General features: G+C 70.8%; 12 protein-coding genes and 1 pseudogene. 4 read left to right on the plus strand and 9 right to left on the minus strand.

Translation table 11 applies throughout. The annotated features are described in order from the left end of the window. Positions 1–836 (plus strand): annotated as a pseudogene (locus ACE3O1_RS05880) (MFS transporter); the annotation flags it as partial. Between the two features lie 152 nt (positions 837–988). Here ACE3O1_RS05880 and ACE3O1_RS05885 read toward each other — a convergent pair. The 4 genes from ACE3O1_RS05885 to rpsP form a co-directional block, all read right to left on the minus strand. Continuing rightward, positions 989–5080 (minus strand): molybdopterin-dependent oxidoreductase, encoded by a 4092-nt coding sequence (locus ACE3O1_RS05885; protein ID WP_374313399.1) that lies wholly within the window; start codon positions 5078–5080, stop codon positions 989–991. 107 nt (positions 5081–5187) lie between these two features. Further along, positions 5188–5829, minus strand: a complete 642-nt coding sequence (gene rimM / locus ACE3O1_RS05890) for a ribosome maturation factor RimM (protein WP_374313448.1) — start codon at positions 5827–5829, stop codon at positions 5188–5190. 79 nt (positions 5830–5908) lie between these two features. Further along, positions 5909–6139 (minus strand): RNA-binding protein, encoded by a 231-nt coding sequence (locus ACE3O1_RS05895; RefSeq protein WP_374313401.1) that lies wholly within the window; start codon positions 6137–6139, stop codon positions 5909–5911. 4 nt (positions 6140–6143) lie between these two features. Continuing rightward, positions 6144–6575: a 30S ribosomal protein S16 gene (gene rpsP / locus ACE3O1_RS05900; protein WP_374313403.1), complete on the minus strand. Its 432-nt coding sequence runs from the start codon at positions 6573–6575 to the stop codon at positions 6144–6146. Positions 6576–6767: 192 nt separating this feature from the next. Between rpsP and ACE3O1_RS05905 the strand changes: the two genes are divergently transcribed. Then, on the plus strand, positions 6768–7928 hold the full coding sequence (locus tag ACE3O1_RS05905) for a glutamate--cysteine ligase (protein WP_374313405.1): 1161 nt from the start codon (positions 6768–6770) through the stop codon (positions 7926–7928). Between the two features lie 173 nt (positions 7929–8101). Here ACE3O1_RS05905 and ffh read toward each other — a convergent pair whose 3' ends face one another. Then, a complete protein-coding gene (gene ffh, locus ACE3O1_RS05910; protein WP_374313407.1) occupies positions 8102–9664 on the minus strand; it encodes a signal recognition particle protein in 1563 nt (520 codons plus the stop codon). A gap of 81 nt (positions 9665–9745) precedes the next feature. Next, entirely contained in the window at positions 9746–10741 is a 996-nt protein-coding gene (locus ACE3O1_RS05915; protein ID WP_374313409.1) for a TetR family transcriptional regulator, read from the minus strand. A gap of 87 nt (positions 10742–10828) precedes the next feature. Between ACE3O1_RS05915 and lipB the strand changes: the two genes are divergently transcribed. Then, positions 10829–11467: a lipoyl(octanoyl) transferase LipB gene (lipB, locus tag ACE3O1_RS05920; RefSeq protein WP_374313411.1), complete on the plus strand. Its 639-nt coding sequence runs from the start codon at positions 10829–10831 to the stop codon at positions 11465–11467. Beyond that, the gene (gene lipA, locus ACE3O1_RS05925) at positions 11464–12489 is read left to right on the plus strand and encodes a lipoyl synthase (RefSeq protein ID WP_374313413.1); all 1026 of its coding nucleotides are present in this window, start codon (positions 11464–11466) and stop codon (positions 12487–12489) included. Before lipB ends, lipA begins: the two co-directional genes overlap by 4 nt. Positions 12490–12522: 33 nt before the next feature. Here the strand turns inward: lipA and ACE3O1_RS05930 are convergent, their stop codons facing one another. The 3 genes from ACE3O1_RS05930 to smc form a co-directional block, all read right to left on the minus strand. Next, positions 12523–13023 carry a DUF2004 domain-containing protein gene (locus tag ACE3O1_RS05930; RefSeq protein ID WP_374313415.1) on the minus strand — a complete coding sequence of 167 codons (501 nt, stop codon included), beginning with the start codon at positions 13021–13023 and terminating at the stop codon, positions 12523–12525. A gap of 88 nt (positions 13024–13111) precedes the next feature. Continuing rightward, entirely contained in the window at positions 13112–13984 is an 873-nt protein-coding gene (gene ftsY / locus ACE3O1_RS05935) for a signal recognition particle-docking protein FtsY (RefSeq protein ID WP_374313417.1), read from the minus strand. A 46-nt stretch (positions 13985–14030) separates the two neighbouring features. After that, a complete protein-coding gene (gene smc, locus ACE3O1_RS05940; RefSeq protein ID WP_374313419.1) occupies positions 14031–17579 on the minus strand; it encodes a chromosome segregation protein SMC in 3549 nt (1182 codons plus the stop codon). Positions 17580–17777 lie beyond the last annotated feature (198 nt).

A 17777-nucleotide genomic window follows, 5' to 3' on the forward strand; every position in this document is an offset into this window, starting at 1 on the left:
CGGTCGCTCAGTTCGCCGTGCCCGTCGTGGTCACCATCGGCGCCGGGGCGACGATGAACGTCTCGCTCGCGGGCTGGATGTGGATTCCCCTGATCCTCGTCGCGATGTGGGGGGCGTGGCGGTACATGGACAACCTGTCGTCGGCCAAGGCGGACTTCGCCGGCTCGGCCGCCGCGCTGCGCGAGCCGCACCTGTGGGTCATGTCCCTGCTGTACATCGGCACGTTCGGCTCGTTCATCGGCTTCGCCAGCGTCTTCCCGAAGCTGATCGCCGACCAGTTCCCGGCGTTCTCGACCTTCCAGGTCGGCCAGGCCGCCGTCTCGCTCGCCTTCCTCGGCGCGCTGGTCGGCTCCCTCGCGCGGCCCTTCGGCGGCCGGCTGGCCGACCGCTTCGGCGGTGCGCGCGTGACGGTCGGCGCCTTCGCCGTCATGGCGCTCGGCGCGCTGTCGCTCATCTGGACGCTGCCGCTGCAGAGCTTCTGGGTCTTCCTCGCCTGCTTTCTCGTGCTGTTCGCGGCGACCGGCATGGGCAACGGCTCGACCTATCGGATGATCCCCAGCATCTTCGCCGCACGTGGCCTCGCGACCGGCGCTCTTCCGGGCACCCCGGCCGGGATCAAGGTCCAGCGCAAGGCCGCGGCCTCTCTCGGACTGATCTCGGCTATCGGCGCCTACGGCGGCTTCGTCGTGCCCCAGGTGCTCAACGCGTCGCAGCTGGCGACCGGCGGGTACACCGCGGCGTTCTACGGCTTCGTGGCCGCGTACGTCGGCCTGATGGCGCTGACGGTCCTCGTCTACGTCGTTCCGCGCCGCTCGCTCGCGCAGCAGCGCATCTGACCGCCTCCGACAGAACGGCCGCACCCCACGGGTGCGGCCGTTCTGTCGTGCGTGCACGGGACCGGGGTGAATCCAGCCGGAGATTCCCGCACGCCAGCCGACCGCGGGCACCGTGACACGGCAGATCTCCCCCCGGTTTGACCGAGCGCCGATCAGTAGACGTCACGGACGTAGCGCTTCTGCGCGACGAGAGACTGCTTGTAGTCGGCGGCCGCCTCGGCCGACAGCCCGCCGTGGCGCTGCGCGATGGTCTCGAGCGTGTCGTCCACGTCCTTGGCCATGCGGCTCGCGTCACCGCACACGTACACGTGCGCGCCGTCCTGCAGCCAGCGCCAGAGCTCGGCACCGTGCTCGACCATGCGGTCCTGCACGTAGATCTTCTGGCGCTGATCGCGGGAGAATGCCAGGTCGAGCCGCGTGAGGAAGCCGTCCTCGTGCATGGCGCGGAGTTCGTCCCGGTAGTAGAAGTCGGTGGCGGCGTGCTGCTCGCCGAAGAACAGCCAGTTCCTGCCGGTGTGGCCGTCGGCCCGCCGGTCGTGGAGGAACCCGCGGAACGGTGCGATTCCCGTGCCCGGGCCGATCATGATGATCGCAGCGTCGGGGTCCGCCGGCGGGCGGAAGTGCGGCGACTTCTGCAGGAAGATCGGCGCCGGCGCCTCCGTCGCCGCATCGGCCAGGAACGTCGAGGCGACCCCGCCCCGGCGCCGGCCGGCCTCCGTCTCGAAGCGCACCACCGAGACCGTCAGCTGCACTTCGTCGGGGCTCGTCTTCGGGCTCGACGAGATCGAGTACTGGCGGGGCTGCAGGCGCTTGAGGACCGGCATCCACTCTTCGGCCTCCGCGTGCACGGGGAAGTCGCGCAGCAGGTCCGCGGCGTGCATGCTCCACAGGTACTGCTCGAGCCGTCCCTTGTTCTCGCGACGCAGCAGCGTGGTCAGTGCGGTGTCAGCGGTGCGCTCGGCGACGAAGGAGAGCAGGTCGGGGGTGATGCGGGTGATGTCGAGCCGGGTCGCGAGGGCGTCGTCGAGGAAGCGCTCCTCGCCGTCGAGATCGACCACCTCGCGCGCACGCAGACCGGTCGCCTCGAGCCACTCCTCGACCACCACCGCCGAGTTCGGCGCCACGACGCCGAGCGAGTCGCCCGCCTCGTAGGCGACGCCGGAGGCGGTCAGCTCGAAGCCGAACTGCCGCACCTCCTTGGCTGAGCCGGGTCCGCTCAGGAGCGTGTTCGTCACCAGCGACGCCCGTACCGGATTCGCGCGCGTGAAGAGCCGCCGGGTCGCGGGCGGCGCGGCCGCGGCCCCGGCCCCAGCCCCGGCCGCGGCCCCGGCGCCGAGGGTCGCGATGACCTGCTCGAGCCATGCCGCCGCCGGCTCCTCATAGTCCGGCTCGCAGTCCACGCGCGGCAGGAGCGCCGTCGCGCCCAGCGCGCCGAGGCGCTCGTCGATGCTGCGCCCGTGGCCGCAGAAGTCGTCGTAACTCGGGTCGCCGATCGCGAACACGGCGTAATCGAGGTCGGGGAGCGCAGGCACCGCATCGCCGCTCAGCTCGCGCCACAGGCCGGCAGCGTTGTCCGGCGGACCGCCGTCGCCGAAGGTGGAGGTCACCACGAGCAGCCGCCTGACCGCGGCAAGGTCGGCGAGCGACATGTCGACCATGCTGACGGAGCGGGCAGGGATGCCGCGGGCCGTGAGCGTCGCGGCGCACGTGGCGGCCACGTCCTCGGCGTTGCCGGTCTGCGAGCCCCACAGCACGGTCACCTCTCCCGCGGCCCCTCCGGCGGTCGCCGCTCCGACCGGAACACGCGAGTACAGGCCGGCCAGCACCCCGTCGAACCACGCCCGCGCGGCCGTACCCAGGGGCGCCGACTCCGGGAGAACCGGCACGAACCCGACCTCCAGGGGTGCGGCCTCGAGGGCGGTGAGGAATCCCGACACGTACGCGCCCTCGGCCTCGGTGAGCGCCGGAGGCGCCTGAGGGCGGGCGAGGGCCGCGCGCAGCGCCTCGCGCGCGGCGGGGAGCGGCATCCGCTCGGCGTCCTGCGGAGCCGGCCCCACTCGCCGCACGGCGACGGCGGCGTACTTGAACTCCGGCTGCAGGGACGCGGGGTCCACCGCGTCGCTGGTGACGGCGTTGACGGTGAGGTACTCGCCGTGCTCGTCGTTCCAGTGGAACGGCGCGAAGAGGCACCCGGGTCGCACGCGGTCAGTGACGACGGCGGGAAGCACGACCCGTCCGCGCCGCGAGGAGATCTCGACCAGGTCCCCGGCGGCGATCCCGTGGGCCTGGGCGTCAGCGGGATTGACCTCGACGAAAGGGTCTGGGTGGAGCTTCACGAGCTTGCCGATCTTGCCGGTCTTGGTCATCGTGTGCCAGTGGTGCTGCAGCCGACCGGTGTTGAGGATCCACGGGAAGTCGTCGTCCGGCAGCTCCTTCGGGCCCAGGTGCGGGCGTGCGAGGAACTGCGCGCGGCGGGAGGGGGTCGCGAACGCCAGTCGGGGCACGGTCCCGTCCGCGGCGCGGTGCGGCGTCTGGCTCACGCCGTCGTTCACGTAGCGGATCGGATGCCGCGCCTCCGCGTCGTCGGGCGGCGCCGGCCATTGCACGGGTCCGCTGCGGAGGCGGTCGTAGCTGACGCCGCGCACGTCCCACCCGGTCCGCGGGTTCCAGAAGCGCCGGATCTCGTCGAAGACCTCCTCGGAGCTCGCGAACGCGAAGCCCTCGTCGAAGCCCATCGCCCGTGCGACGAGGCAGATCGTGAGCCAGTCCGGCAGCGCGTCGCCGGGCGGCTCGATCGCGCGCGGCACCAGCGTCATCGTCCGGTCGCTGTTGACCATGACGCCCTCGGACTCCACCCACAGCGTCGCGGGCAGCAGGATGTCCGCGTATGCGTTGGTCGCCGTGTCGGTGAAGACGTCCTGCGCGATGACGAGCTCTGCGGCCTCCAGCCCCTCGATCACCGTGCGCCGATTGGCGACGGAGGCGACGGGATTGGTGCAGATGATCCAGGCCGCCTTGATGTCGCCCGCCGCCATCGAGCGGTACAGGTCGATCGTCCCCGACCCCGCCTCGGCGCGGATGGACCCCGGCTCGATCCCCCAGACCTCCTCGACGAAGGCGCGGTCGTCCGCATCGAACACCGCGCGCTGGCCCGGGAGCCCGGGACCCATGTAGCCCATCTCGCGTCCGCCCATCGCGTTGGGCTGTCCGGTGAGCGAGAACGGCCCGCTCCCGGTGCGGCAGATCGCACCGGTCGCGAGGTGGAGGTTGCAGATCGCGTTGGTGTGCCAGGTGCCCTGCGTGGACTGGTTGAGACCCATGGTCCACAGCGTCATCCACTCGCCCGCCTCGGCGATCCAGCGCGCGGCGGTCCGGATGTCGGCGACGTCGAGTCCGGTGAGCTTCGCCACGCGGTCCGGTCCGTAGTCGTCGAGGAACGCCGGCATCACCTCCCACCCGTCGGTGTGCTCGGCGATGAACGCGGTGTCGATCGCCCCCTCGGCGACGAGGAGGTGGAGCAGTCCGTTGAGGAGCGCGAGGTCGGTCCCCGGCCGGATCGGCAGATAGAGGTCGGCGCGGTCCGCGGTGGCCGTGCGGCGCGGGTCCACCACGATGAGCCGAGCCCCCTGCTTCAGGCGGTCGGCCATCCGCAGGAAGAGGATGGGGTGGCAGTCGGCCATGTTCGAGCCGATGACGAAGAACAGGTCCGCTGCGTCGATGTCCTCGTACGAGCCGGGCGGGCCGTCGGCGCCGAGCGACTGCTTGTAGCCGGTGCCCGCCGACGCCATGCACAGCCGTGAGTTCGACTCGATGTGCAGGCCCCGCAGGTACCCCTTGACGAGCTTGTTCGAGAGGTACTGCGCCTCGATCGACATCTGGCCCGACACATACAGGGCGACGGCATCGGGGCCGTGCTCGTCCACGATCTCCCGCAGGCGCCGGCCGGCCTCGGCGATCGCCGTGTCGTGGGGCACGGGGACGGCATCCTCGCCGCGCGCCGGTCGCATCGCGGCCGTCGACATGCGGCCGGGCGCGTGCATCAGGTCGACGTGCGTCGCACCCTTGGTGCAGAGCCTCCCGGCGTTCGCCGGATGGGCCTTGTCGCCCACCGCCTTGGCGAGCGTCCGTCCGTCCGAGGTCGTGACGGTGATGCCGCAGCCCACGCCGCAGTACGAGCACGCGGCGCGCAGCTCCGTCGCGGGCGCGCCTGTGGCGGGCACCGCGGAGCGCGCGATCGTGGCCATGCCCCGATGATCGCCGAGCGATGTTCCACGCCGTCGCGCGCGGTGTTACCGGCGCATCACATCGACCTCACGCCGCAGTGGCGAGGACAGTGAGCGGATGCCGCGGCTCAGGCCTCGTCCGCGGGCTCGCCGGTGTGCGGCTCCGCCGCCCCGGACTCGGCGGCCTCATAGGCGGCGGCCTCATCGGCGTCGCCGTCCTCGGCGTCGTCGCCCGGGATCTCCTCGAACAGACCGGCCGGCGGGGTCACCACGACGCGACCTCCGGCGATGTCGACCTCGGGGACGATCGCCTTGACGAACGGCACCAGCACCTCGCCGGATTCGCCGTGCGCGGCATCCGTCTTCGTCTGCACGATGAGCAGATCCTGCGCGGGCATGTGATCGACGCGGATGACCCGGCCCACCGAGACCCCGTCGCGGACGACGTCGAGACCGACGAGCTGGTGGTCGAACCAGGCGTCGTCCTCGGTGGGTGCGGCCTGGGTGTCCTGGTCGATCCAGAGGATCGCGCGGATGAGCTCCTCGGCGGCGCTGCGATCGTCGACCCCGTCGAAGAACGCGACGGGGTGGCTGTTCATCCAGCGGAACTCGCGCACCGTGAGCGTCTTGCCGTGCCACGGCGAGGACGCCGGCACCTGGAGGGTGAAGGTGGCGCCGGGCTCGAATCGGCCCTCGGGATCGTCGGTGTAGAGCTCGAGCTTGATCGCGCCTTTGAGGCCGTGGGCCTTCACCAGGCGCCCGACCCGCAACTGGGTGCGGCCGGACGGCGGGACGGCCTTCGCTGCGGCATCCGGGGTCTCGCCGGGCTGGTTCGTGTCGCCTGTCACCTCAGTCGTCCGCGACGTCGACGCGGACGCGCCTGCCGTCGGCGAGCGCGTTGATGAGGGTGCGCAGGGCTTTGGCCGTGCGGCCGCCGCGCCCGATCACGCGACCCCGGTCATCGGGGTGGACGTGGACCTCGAGGACGTCGCCTCGCGGCGACGTGGACGAGTCGATGCGCACGGCGTCGGGGTGATCGACGATCCCCTTGACGACGTGCTCGAGCGCGGCGGCCAGCAACGGATTACTCGGCGGACTCGGCGGCCTCGTCGGCCGCGTCGGTCGCCTCGTCGGCGGGAGCCGCGACGGGCTCCTCGGCCTTCTTCTCAGCCTTGGGCTTGACGACCGACTTCTTGGAGGAGTCGATCTCGAAGGGAGCCTTCTCCTCGCGTGTCTTCACGGTCGAGACCGCGTTCGCGTCGCCCTTGAACTTGCCCCAGTCGCCGGTCAGCTTGAGGAGGACGAGCACCTGCTCGGTCGGCTGCGCGCCGACGCTCAGCCAGTACTGCGCACGCTCGGAGTCGACCTCGATGAACGAGGGCTGCTCGGTCGGGTGGTACTTGCCGATCTCCTCGATGACACGACCGTCGCGCTTGGTGCGCGAGTCGGCGACGACGATGCGGTAGTAGGGCGCGCGGATCTTGCCGAGGCGCTTGAGACGGATCTTGACAGACACGATTCTCCTGAATGTGTGGGAAGTGAACGAACTGGTCGCCTGGAGCGTGGGGTGCACACCCGGCGGAAGCTCTGAGGAGGACCGCCCCGCTGGATAGAGGGTCGAGCAGGTGATCCGACCCTCTATTCTGCCAGATGACTCACCGTGCCGCGAACCACCCGTCACGGCGGGGGCGCATGCCAGACTGTGGCAATGACGGTGCCCTTCGCGACATCCGCCCGCTCCTCCGTCGGGCTCGAATGGGAGCTCATGCTCGCCGATGGCGAGACCGGCGACCTGGTCCCCCGTGCCCCCGAGGTCCTCGCCGACCTGGAAGAGCGCACCGCGCTCGAGCGGTACACCGTCACCGGCGAGCTGCTCACGAACACCGTCGAGGTGACCAGCGGCATCGGCGACACCGTCGCGGCCGCCGTCGACGACATCGCCGACGCGATCGCGGCCGTCCGCACCGAGACGACGCCGCTCGGCGTCGAGCTGCTGTGCGCGGGGAGCCACCCCTTCGCGCAGTGGTTCGAGCAGGAGGTCACCGACAAGACGAGGTACCACAAGCTCATCCAGCGCACTCAGTGGTGGGGCCGGAACATGATGATCTGGGGCATCCACGTGCATGTCGGCGTCGATGACGTCAACAAGGTCTTCCCGATCATCAACGCCCTGGCGGTCTACCTCCCCCACCTTCAGGCGCTGTCCGCGTCCAGCCCGTTCTGGGCCGGAGAGCGCACCGGCTACGCGTCGAACCGGTCCCTCGTCTTCCAGCAGCTGCCGACGGCGGGCCTGCCCTGGCCGCTGGAGAACTGGGCCCAGTTCGAGGGCTATCTCGACGATCTCGTGGGCACCGGCGTGATGGAGGATGCGACGGAGGTGCGGTGGGACATCCGTCCCGCACCCCGATGGGGCACGATCGAGGTTCGTGCGTGCGACGGCATGTCGACGCTTCCCGAGCTGGCCGCCGTCGCCGCGCTGGTCCAGACGCTCGTGGAGCACTTCTCGCGCGAGCTCGACGAAGGCCGCGACCTGCTGACGCTGCAGCCGTGGTTCGTTCGCGAGAACAAGTGGCGGGCCGCCCGCTACGGGCTCGACGCCCGGATCATCGTCGATCGCGAGGGCACGCAGGTACCCGTGACGGAGCACCTGCGAGAGACGCTCGAGCGGCTCTCCGACATCGCCGTCGAGCTGAAGTGCTCTCGCGAGCTCGCCGGCATCGAGACGACGCTGAACCAGGGCGCGAGCTACGCCCGTCAGCTTCTGGTGGCGGATGCCGCGGACGGCGACCTGCGCGAAGTCGTGCGCCATCTCATCCGTGAGTTCCGCTCCGGCCCCACGCTGCGGGAGCACCTCGCCGTCACCGGTTAGCCGCGGCCGCAGCATCCGTCATCGCCTCGAAGGCGGCGTGTGTCGCTGAGCTCAGGCGATTCGACGGGTTCAGGCGGGAACGCAGCGAACGAGCCTGATCTCGTCGAATCGCCTGATCTCCTCGACTCACGCGCCACCGCCCCGCCCGCAGCACCTGCGCGACGGCGCGAGGCTCAGCCCTTGCCGAGCAGCTTCTGCAGCTCGGCGAGGTCGGCTTCGCTCGGAGTGCCCGTGGCGCCGCCGCCGAGTCCGAAGCCGGATCCGGTGGGAGCCGTGGTGGCGGATGCCGCGATCCCGGCGTTCTCGGCTGCCCGCTTGGCCGGGTTGCCCGAGCGCGAGCCCTTGGCCTTCTGCTGCTTGCCGCGCTTGGCCGATGCTCCCGGACGTCCGCCGCCCGGGATGGGACCCATGCCGGGGATGTTCGGCACACCGCCGCGCGCGACGGTCTTCATCATCTTCGCGGCCTGATCGAAGCGCTGGACGAGCTGGTTCACGTCGGTCACGGTCATGCCGGAGCCGCGGGCGATGCGCAGACGCCGCGATCCGTTGAGCACCTTGGGGTTGCGACGCTCCCCCGGCGTCATCGAGCGGATGATCGCCTCGGTGCGGTCGATCTCGCGCTCGTCGAAGTTCTCGAGCTGGTCCTTCATGGAGCCCATGCCGGGGAGCATCCCCAGCATCTTCTTCATGGAGCCCATCTTCTTCATCTGCTGCATCTGCTCGAGGAAGTCCTCGAGTGTGAAGCTCTCGGTCGCGAGCTTCTCGGCCATCTTCATGGCCTCTTCCTCGTCGAAGGCCTGCTGGGCCTGCTCGATGAGGGTGAGGATGTCGCCGAGATCCAGGATGCGCGAGGCCATGCGGTCGGGGTGGAAGGCCTCGAGGTCGTCGAGGCCCTCGCCGGTGGACGCGAAGATGATCGGGCGTCCCGTGACCGACGCGACCGAGAGGGCCGCACCGCCGCGCGCGTCGCCGTCCAGCTTGGACAGCACGACGCCGGTGAAGTCCACGCCGTCCTGGAAGGCCTTGGCCGTGTTGACGGCATCCTGCCCGATCATCGCGTCGATGACGAACAGCACCTCGTCGGGATCCGTCGCCTTGCGGATGTCCGCGGCCTGCTTCATCAGCTCGGCGTCCACGCCCAGCCGGCCCGCGGTGTCGATGATCACGATGTCGTGCTGCTGGCGACGTGCGAGCTCGACGCCGTCCTTCGCGACCTTGACCGGGTCGCCGACGCCGTTCCCCGGCTCGGGCGCGTAGATCGCGGCCCCGGCGCGCTCGGCGACGACCTGCAGCTGATTGACGGCGTTCGGGCGCTGGAGGTCGGCGGCGATGAGGAGCGGCGTGTGGCCGTCCTTCTCGAGCATCTTCGCGAGCTTGCCGGCGAACGTCGTCTTTCCCGAGCCCTGCAGGCCGGCGAGCATGATGACGGTCGGCGGGTTCTTGGCGAACTGCAGCCGGCGCTGCTCGCCGCCGAGGATCGCGATGAGCTCCTCGTTGACGATCTGCACCACCTGCTGGGCGGGGTTCAGCGCCCGGTTGACCTCGTCACCCAGCGCGCGCTCGCGCACCTTCGCGGTGAACTCCTTGACCACCGGCAGCGCCACGTCGGCGTCGAGCAGGGCGCGCCGGATCTCGCGGACGGTGCCGTCGACGTCCGCGGGCGTGAGCTGCCCCTTCTTGCGGAGGTTGCGGAAGGTCTCGGTGAGCCGGTCGGAGAGGGTGCCGAAAGTCGCCATGATCCCCCGATTCTACGTGAGCGGATGCCCCGTCCCGCCGCCGGCTGAGGTGACGTCGTCGTCGCCTCGGCCCCGCGCGGGTCAGTCCTCCGCGCCGAGCTCCTGGAACAGCGTGAGCTGCAGGCCCGCGGGTGCTCGCAGACGGGCGTTCACCGAGCGCCACGGCGTCTGGCGAGCGGATGCCTCGACCGCCGCTCCCCCGTCGACAAGGCGCGCGACCGTCTCCGAGGTGTCATCGACCTCCAACGCGATGCGGATGCGATCGCTCGGCGCATCGCCGTCGGTCTCCACACGGTCGATGAACGCGACCTGTCCGGAATTGGCGAGTTCGAGTGTCGCGCGACCGGCATCGAGGATCGCCACCCGAGCTCCGCCTTCGGCTTCGTACGCCTCGGCCTGCGGCATCCCCACCACGTCGCGGTAGAACGCCAGCGTGTCTTCGAAGTCCGGTGCCTGCACGACGACCCGCAGCTGGCGCACGGCTCCCTGCGCGGACGGCGCGGTGACGGCTGCAGCGGCCGCGGCCGCGCGCTGGAGGAACCGGCTGAGGGACGTGACGCCGGCGCCGTCGTGCGCCCACGCTTCCAGCGCGGCGAGCACAGCGCCTCCCCACGCCGCGCCAGCCACCTCGGCATGCAGCCGATCCGCACCGCCGCGCGCGAGCCGCGCCGCGACGCTGCGCGCGATCCGTGCGCGACGGATCGACGCCTCCCGCTCCAGTTCAGCGTCCAGCCCCATCGCGGTGGCGTTCACCACGGCGAGGGCGAGGCTGTCCGGCGCGAAATCCGACGCCGCATCGAGCACCGCCGCGCGGACAGCGGCCGCGGCATCCGTCCCCTCATCCGAGGAGAGGCGTGCGTCGAGGACCTCGAGACGCTCGTCCAGACCGGCCCACAGGATGTCGGACTTCGAGGCGAAGTAATTGAAGAAACTCGACCGGCTCACGCCGGCACGGGTGGCGATATCGGCGATGGAGGTGGCCTCGTAGCCCTTCTCCAGGAACAGTTCGCATGCGGCTTCGGCCAGGGTCTCCCTCGACGACGCCTTGGGCCGGCCGACTCTTCCCGTGCTGCTCATTCCCACACGCTAGCGGGGGTCCCTCCCACGCGGCCGGTGGCGTAATGTTGGACGCGATCCATCAATCGCCGCAAGCGAAGGAACCCGATGCTCGACATCCAGACGGTGGCTCTCGCCCCCGACTACGTCCCCTATCTCGAGGGGTGGGATCTGCAGCGCCGCATCCACACCGAGGTCGTCGAGGGCATGCGCGCCGACACCCTCCTGCTGCTGGAGCACGAGCCGGTCTACACCGCGGGCGCGCGCACGGCCCGGCACGAGCGCCCCACCGATGGCACTCCCGTGGTCGACGTCGACCGCGGCGGCAAGATCACGTGGCACGGCCCGGGACAGCTCGTGGGATATCCGATCGTCCGGCTCGCCGAGCCCGTCGACGTCGTCGCGCATGTGCGTCGCCTCGAGCACCTCCTCATCTCCGCGCTGCGCGAGCACGGCGTGGAGGGCTATCGCGTCGAGGGTCGCAGCGGGGTCTGGGTCCGCCGCCCGCTCGGCGAGGACAAGGTCGCCGCGATCGGCGTCCGGGTGCAGCGGGGCGTCACGATGCACGGGTTCGCGCTCAACTGCGACAACAGCCTGGCCGGATTCCGGGGCATCATCCCCTGCGGCATCACCGACGCCGGCGTCACGACGATCAGCGAGATCGTCGGGGCGGATGTCGCGCCCCGCGACGTCGTCGGCACGATCGCGCGCGTCTTCGAAGCCGACTTCGCGGCGGTGGCGGCATGAGTGCGTGCGGCACCCCGGCCGCCGCTCCCGCGACCGGCCCCGACGGCCGCCGGCTGCTGCGGCTGGAGGTGCGCAACGCGCAGACCCCGATCGAGCGCAAGCCCGAGTGGATCAAGACGCGGGCGAAGATGGGCCCGGAGTACCAGGCACTCCACGCCCTCGTGAAGACCGAGGAGCTCCACACCGTCTGCCAGGAGGCGGGCTGCCCCAACATCTACGAATGCTGGGAGGACCGCGAGGCGACATTCCTCATCGGCGGCTCGCAGTGCACGCGCCGGTGCGACTTCTGCCAGATCGACACCGGCAAGCCCGCGGACTACGACACCGACGAGCCTCGCCGGGTGGCGGAGAGCGTCGTGCGCATGAACCTGCGCTACGCCACCGTCACCGGAGTCGCGCGCGACGATCTGCCCGACGGCGGCGCGTGGCTCCACGCCGAGACGGTGCGGCAGATCCACGCGCAGAACCCGAACACCGGCGTGGAGATCCTCGCGACCGACTTCAACGGCGACCCCGCGCTCCTCGGCGAGGTGTTCGACAGCCGTCCCGAGGTGTTCGCCCACAACGTCGAGACCGTGCCGCGCATCTTCAAGCGCATCCGGCCCGCCTTCCGGTACGAGAGGTCGCTGGACGTGCTGACCCAGGCTCGCGGCGCCGGGCTCATCACGAAGTCGAACCTCATCCTCGGCATGGGCGAGGAGCCCGAGGAGGTGGTGCAGGCGCTGCAGGACCTGCACGACGCGGGCACCGACATCATCACCATCACCCAGTACCTTCGCCCCTCGCCGCGTCACCTTCCGGTCGCCCGCTGGGTCAAGCCCGAGGAGTTCGTGGCGTTCAAGGAGGAGGCCGAGCGCATCGGGTTCCTCGGCGTGCTCGCGGGGCCTCTGGTGCGATCGTCCTATCGCGCGGGACGGCTGTGGGCCCAGTCGATGTTGTCGAAGGGGCGCGAGATCCCCGCGAACCTCGCCCACATCGCCGAGGACGTCCACCTCGAAAGGGGGTTCGCCCAGGCGGTGTAGCCGCGTGGACGAACGGCCCGGTTGTCGAGTGCGCTATTCGGCGCTGGTGACGGTGAGGACGCCGCCCTCGGAGTCCAGGTTCACCAGCAGCACGTCGTCGGTGGCGTCGGGATCGAGGGCGTACTCGAGCACGGCGAACGGGTCGGAGCCGCCGTGCTCATCGGCGAGGATCGTCATGCTCATCAGCTGCAGGGACCGGATGACGTCGATGTGGACGTCGCCGGAGATGTCGACGAGCAGATCCTCGAGCTCGTCACCGAGCGTCTCCTGCTGCTGGAGGATGTACTCGGTCACCTCGCTGGTGCGGTCGCTGAGCTCGTTCACCATGGCGTTGCGGGCGCTGCGGTCGATGTCCTCGATCGCCGAGATGAGCCCTGCGGCGACGTCGAGGGCGGCCTCGGACACGTCTTCCTGATCGGGCGCGGTCAGGTCGACCGTGACGGACTGATCTCCCAGCTCGACGTTCTCGGACCAGAAGATCGAGCCGTCGGGGCCGGATTCCAGGAGTCCGAAGTAGTCGTGCTCGATCGCCATGACCCCATGAAACCAGCACCGGGTCGCAGGCGAAAGTCCTCGACGCGCGTGGCGGGAATCCGTTACGTGCCCGACATCGGGGCGGGCCTCACTCGACGAGCGATGCGGCGAACACGTGGGGCGTGAAACCGGTCAGATCGCCGATGCCCTCACCCTGCCCGAGCAGCTTCACCGGGATGCCGGTGCGCTCCTGAACGGCGAGCACGAAGCCTCCCTTGGCCGAACCGTCGAGCTTCGTGAGCACGAGCCCGGTGACGCCGGCGTGCTCCAGGAACGCCTGGGCCTGCATGACGCCGTTCTGTCCGGTCGTGGCGTCGAGCACCAGGAGGACCTCGCTGATCGGCGCCTGCTTCTCGATCACGCGGCGGATCTTCGTGAGCTCGTCCATGAGCCCGCCCTTGGTGTGCAGGCGCCCCGCCGTGTCGACGAGGACGATCTCTGTCCCCGTGCTCTTGGCGTACTCGATGGTCTGGAAGGCGACGGAGGCCGGATCCTGACCCTCCTGCTGCGGCCGGACGATCTGGGCACCGCCGCGCTCCGCCCACGTCGCGAGCTGATCCACGGCGGCGGCGCGGAAGGTGTCGGCGGCACCGACCACCACGGAGCGGCCATAGCGCTGCAGGAACTTGGCGAACTTGCCGATCGTGGTGGTCTTCCCTACGCCGTTGACGCCGACGACCAGCACGACCGCGGGTCGCTCGGTCAGGCGCAGCGTCGTGTCGAACTTGGCGAAGTGCTCCTCGAGGGTCTCCTTCAGCATCCGCTGCAGATCGCGGGGGTCGGTCGTGCGGAACCGCTCGACCTTCTCGCGCAGCTCGTCGACGATGCGCTCGGTGATGTCCGGACCGAAGTCCGCGGTCAGCAGCGCCGTCTCGAGGTCCTCCCACGTGGTTTCGTCGATGGTGGGCTTGACGAACATGCCGCGCAGCGCGCGACCGAGCGACCAGGAGCTCTCTGCCATGCCTCCAGCCTATGGCCGGGCCGCGCGTGCTCCGTGATCCCGAAGGTCAGCTGGCGGCGCGCTCGGCGAGGCGCTGACCGACCACGGCCGACACGCCGTCCTGCCGCATGGACACGCCGTACAGCGCGTCGGCGATCTCCATCGTGCGCTTCTGATGCGTGATGACGATGAGCTGGCTCGACTCGCGAAGCTGCTCGAAGACGCCCAGCAGCCTGCCGAGGTTCGCGTCGTCGAGGGCGGCCTCGACCTCGTCGAGGATGTAGAAGGGGCTCGGCCGTGCCTTGAAGATCGCCGTCAGCAGCGCGACCGCCGCCAGGGAGCGCTCGCCTCCGGACAGCAGCGAGAGCCGCTCGATCTTCTTGCCGACCGGGCGAACGGCGACCTCGATGCCCGTCGTGAGCGGCTCGTCGGGGTTGGTGAGCGAGATGCTCCCGGAGCCGCCGGGGAACAGGATCGGGAAGACCTCGCCGAAGGCGATCTTCGTGTCCTCGAATGCCGCGAGGAAGATCGTCTGCATCCGCTCGTCGAGCTCCTCGATGATCGTGAGGAGGTCCTTGCGCGTCTGCGTCAGATCCGCGAGCTGCTCGGTGAGGAACTTGTGCCGCTGCTCCAGAGCCGCGAACTCCTCCAGCGCAAGCGGGTTCACGCGTCCCAGCTGCGCGAGCTTCCGCTCGGCGTCCTGCAGTCGACGCCGTTGCTCCGCACGCACGTAGGGGATGGATGCCTCGGCGGCATCCGCGTCATCGGCATCGTCGTCCGACGGCTCCATCTCGATCGGAACCGGCTGATCCGGGCCATATTCCGAAACGAGAATGTCCTCGTCGAGACCGAGCTCGGACTGCACCCGCTCGAGGATCCCGCTGACGTGCAGGCGCTTCTCGTGGATCTGCAGCTCGAGGCTGTGGACGCTCTCGGTCAGGCCCGCCAGCCGCTCCCGCGCGGTCGCCTCCTGGCGGCGCAGGTCGGCGAGCTCGGCCGTCAGCGCGGTGCGCTCGGACTCCGCCTGGGCGAGGTCGACACGTGCCTGGACGAGCGAGCGCTCGACCGAGTCGAGCACCGCCGGAAGCTGCCCGGCGACGCTTGCGGCGGTCTCGCGCTGCGCGCGTCGCACGACCGCTCGCCTCGCGGCCTCCGCAGCCGCCTCGCGCTCGCGCTCGCGCTGTCGCTCGAGGGCCGCGACACGCGCCTCGCCGGCGCGGATGCGTTCCCTGAGCGTCTCGACATCCAGTCGCGCGCGCATCTCGGCGTCGCGCGCGGCCTCGAGCTCGGCGAGCATCGCATCGCGAGCCGAGGCGTCGAGGATCGGACGCGGCGCCTCCAGGGCGGCGGTCAGCTGGTCGTCGGCGGACCGAGCGGATGCCTCGGCCTCCTCGACCGCCGCCTCGGCCTGGGCGAGCCCGGCTGCGAGCCGGTCGCACTCGGCGACGGCCGCCTCGTGCCGGACGGTGGCGCGGTTGACCTGCTCGGTGTGCGCGGCCAGCGCGGCGTCGTGCTCGCGGAGCGTGGTCAGGGCTGCCTTCGTGCGCTGGCGCGCGGAGTCCAGTTCGCGGGCGGCGTCGGAGAGGGCCTCCCGCAGCGAATCGGCGACAACGGAGATCTCGTCGCGGCGGTCGGCCGCGGCATCCCGCTCCGCCGCCAGCTCGAGACGCGAGCGTGACGCGCCGGCCCCGGCGCGGAGCGAGTGCTCGGTGTACACCTCGCCGCGGCGCGTGACCAGCGTGACCGGGCCGCCGAGGCCCGCCTCGGCCAGGACCGGCGCCGCGGCGCGCGCGGCGGCCAGGTCGTCGGCGACGACGACGTACGACAGCAGGCCGAGCACGCCGTCGGGCGCGGTCACGACGTCGCGTGCCGCGACGACTCCCGGCAGCGAGGGGAAGGCCGGTCGCATCGCCCCCGCAGAAGCGATCACGATGTCGACCACACCGGCGTCGGCTTCGCGGGCGGCGCCCGCCACCGCGAACGCACTGTCGCGATCGGCCACGAGAACGCCTTCGGCGACGGGTCCCAGCACGGCGGCGATGGCCGCTTCGTACCCGGGCTCGACCTGCACGGCGTCGCCGACCAGGCCTCGGACGCCGTCCAGATCCTGGGCGATGAGCGACGACGCGCCGTTCTTCACGTCAAGCGCGCGACCGAGCGCCGAGGTCTGCGCCGTGAGCGCCTCCACCTCGCGCTCGGCGGCGTGCAGCCGCTCGCGGAGCGAGCCGACCTCCGTCTCGGAATCCGTCGCGTCGCGCTGGGCGCGCTCGTAGGCGGTCGCGTACTCGGCCGCCGATCCCTCCGGAACGAGCTCCGGGTCGACGCCGGCGAGCGTCGCCTCGGCCTCGGCGCGACGGGCGAGCGCCGCATCCAGCGCCCGCTGCTGGCGTTCCACGCCGGCCCGGACGGCGGCGAGAGCGGATGCCGCAGCCTCGGCGGACCCGCGCAGCGCAGTGATCCGCATGTCGTGTTCGGACACCAGCGCGCTCTGCGCGGCGATGTCGGTGTCGAGCGCGTCGAGCTCGGCCCGCGCACGCATGACGTCGCGCGATGCCTCGGTCGCGGCATCCTGCGCGCCGCCCAGTCCGTCGCCGATCTCCTGGATCTCGGCGCGGGCCTCGTCGATCATGGCCTGTGACACGGTGGTGAGCTCGATGCGCTCGTCGTCCTCGGCCTCGCCCAGCAGGGCCAGTCGCTGGCCGGCGAGAGCGTAGAGGCTGCGCAGTCGCTCCTGCACGCGCTCGAGGCCGTAGGCGATCCGGCGGGCCTCATCGACGGCTTCGGAGCGCTGCTGACCCTCGAGGAGCTCGATCCGGGCCCGCGCATTCTCGAGCTGGTCCTGCAGGACGAGCCGTTCGGCGTGCCGTTCGTTCTCGCTCTGCGCATGAGACGCGAGCTCGGCGCGCAGGCCCACGATCTCGTCCGCGAACAGGCGGGCTTTCGCGTCGCGCACGACCGCGGCGATCGTCGCGGCCTCCCGGGCGATCTCGGCCTGGCGCCCGAGCGGCTTGAGCTGACGCCGCAGTTCGCCGGCGAGGTCGCTGAGCCGCGTGAGGTTGGCCTCCATGGCGTCGAGCTTGCGAAGGGTCTTCTCCTTGCGGCGACGGTGCTTGAGGATCCCGGCGGCTTCCTCGATGAAGCCGCGGCGGTCCTCCGGGGAGGCCTGGAGCACGCTGTCCAGTCGCCCCTGACCCACGATCACGTGCATCTCGCGGCCGAGACCGGAGTCGCTGAGGAGCTCCTGGACGTCCAGAAGGCGGCAGACCTCGCCGTTGATCGCGTACTCGCTCGCCCCGTTGCGGAAGAGCGTGCGGCTGATCGTCACCTCGGAGTACTCGATCGGCAGGGCGCCGTCGGAGTTGTCGATCGTGAGCTGGACCTCGGCCCGGCCGAGCGGGCCACGGGTCGCGGTCCCCGCGAAGATGACGTCCTCCATCTTGCCGCCGCGGAGGGTCTTGGCGCCCTGCTCCCCCATCACCCAGGCGAGGGCGTCCACGACGTTGGACTTGCCGGATCCATTGGGTCCGACGATGCACGTCACGCCGGGTTCGAGGGCGAACGTCGTCGGCTGGGCGAACGACTTGAAACCTTTGAGCGTCACGCTCTTCAGGTGCATCCGTCGCCTCCGCGCTCACGCCACCCCGGCCGGGGACGCCCGTCCGTGTGCGGGCGCCCACCAGGCTACCGGAGCGCGTGCTCGCCGCCGGGATGCACCGCCGAACGCCGCGCGACACGCCCGTCGTCACCCGAATCTGCGAGATTGCTTGACGCGGGCTGGGTATCCGCGCTAGTGTCACTCTCCGCGTCTGAAGTC

It is taken from the genome of Microbacterium sp., from assembly GCF_041909575.1.
Taxonomy (GTDB): Bacteria; Actinomycetota; Actinomycetes; order Actinomycetales; family Microbacteriaceae; genus Microbacterium.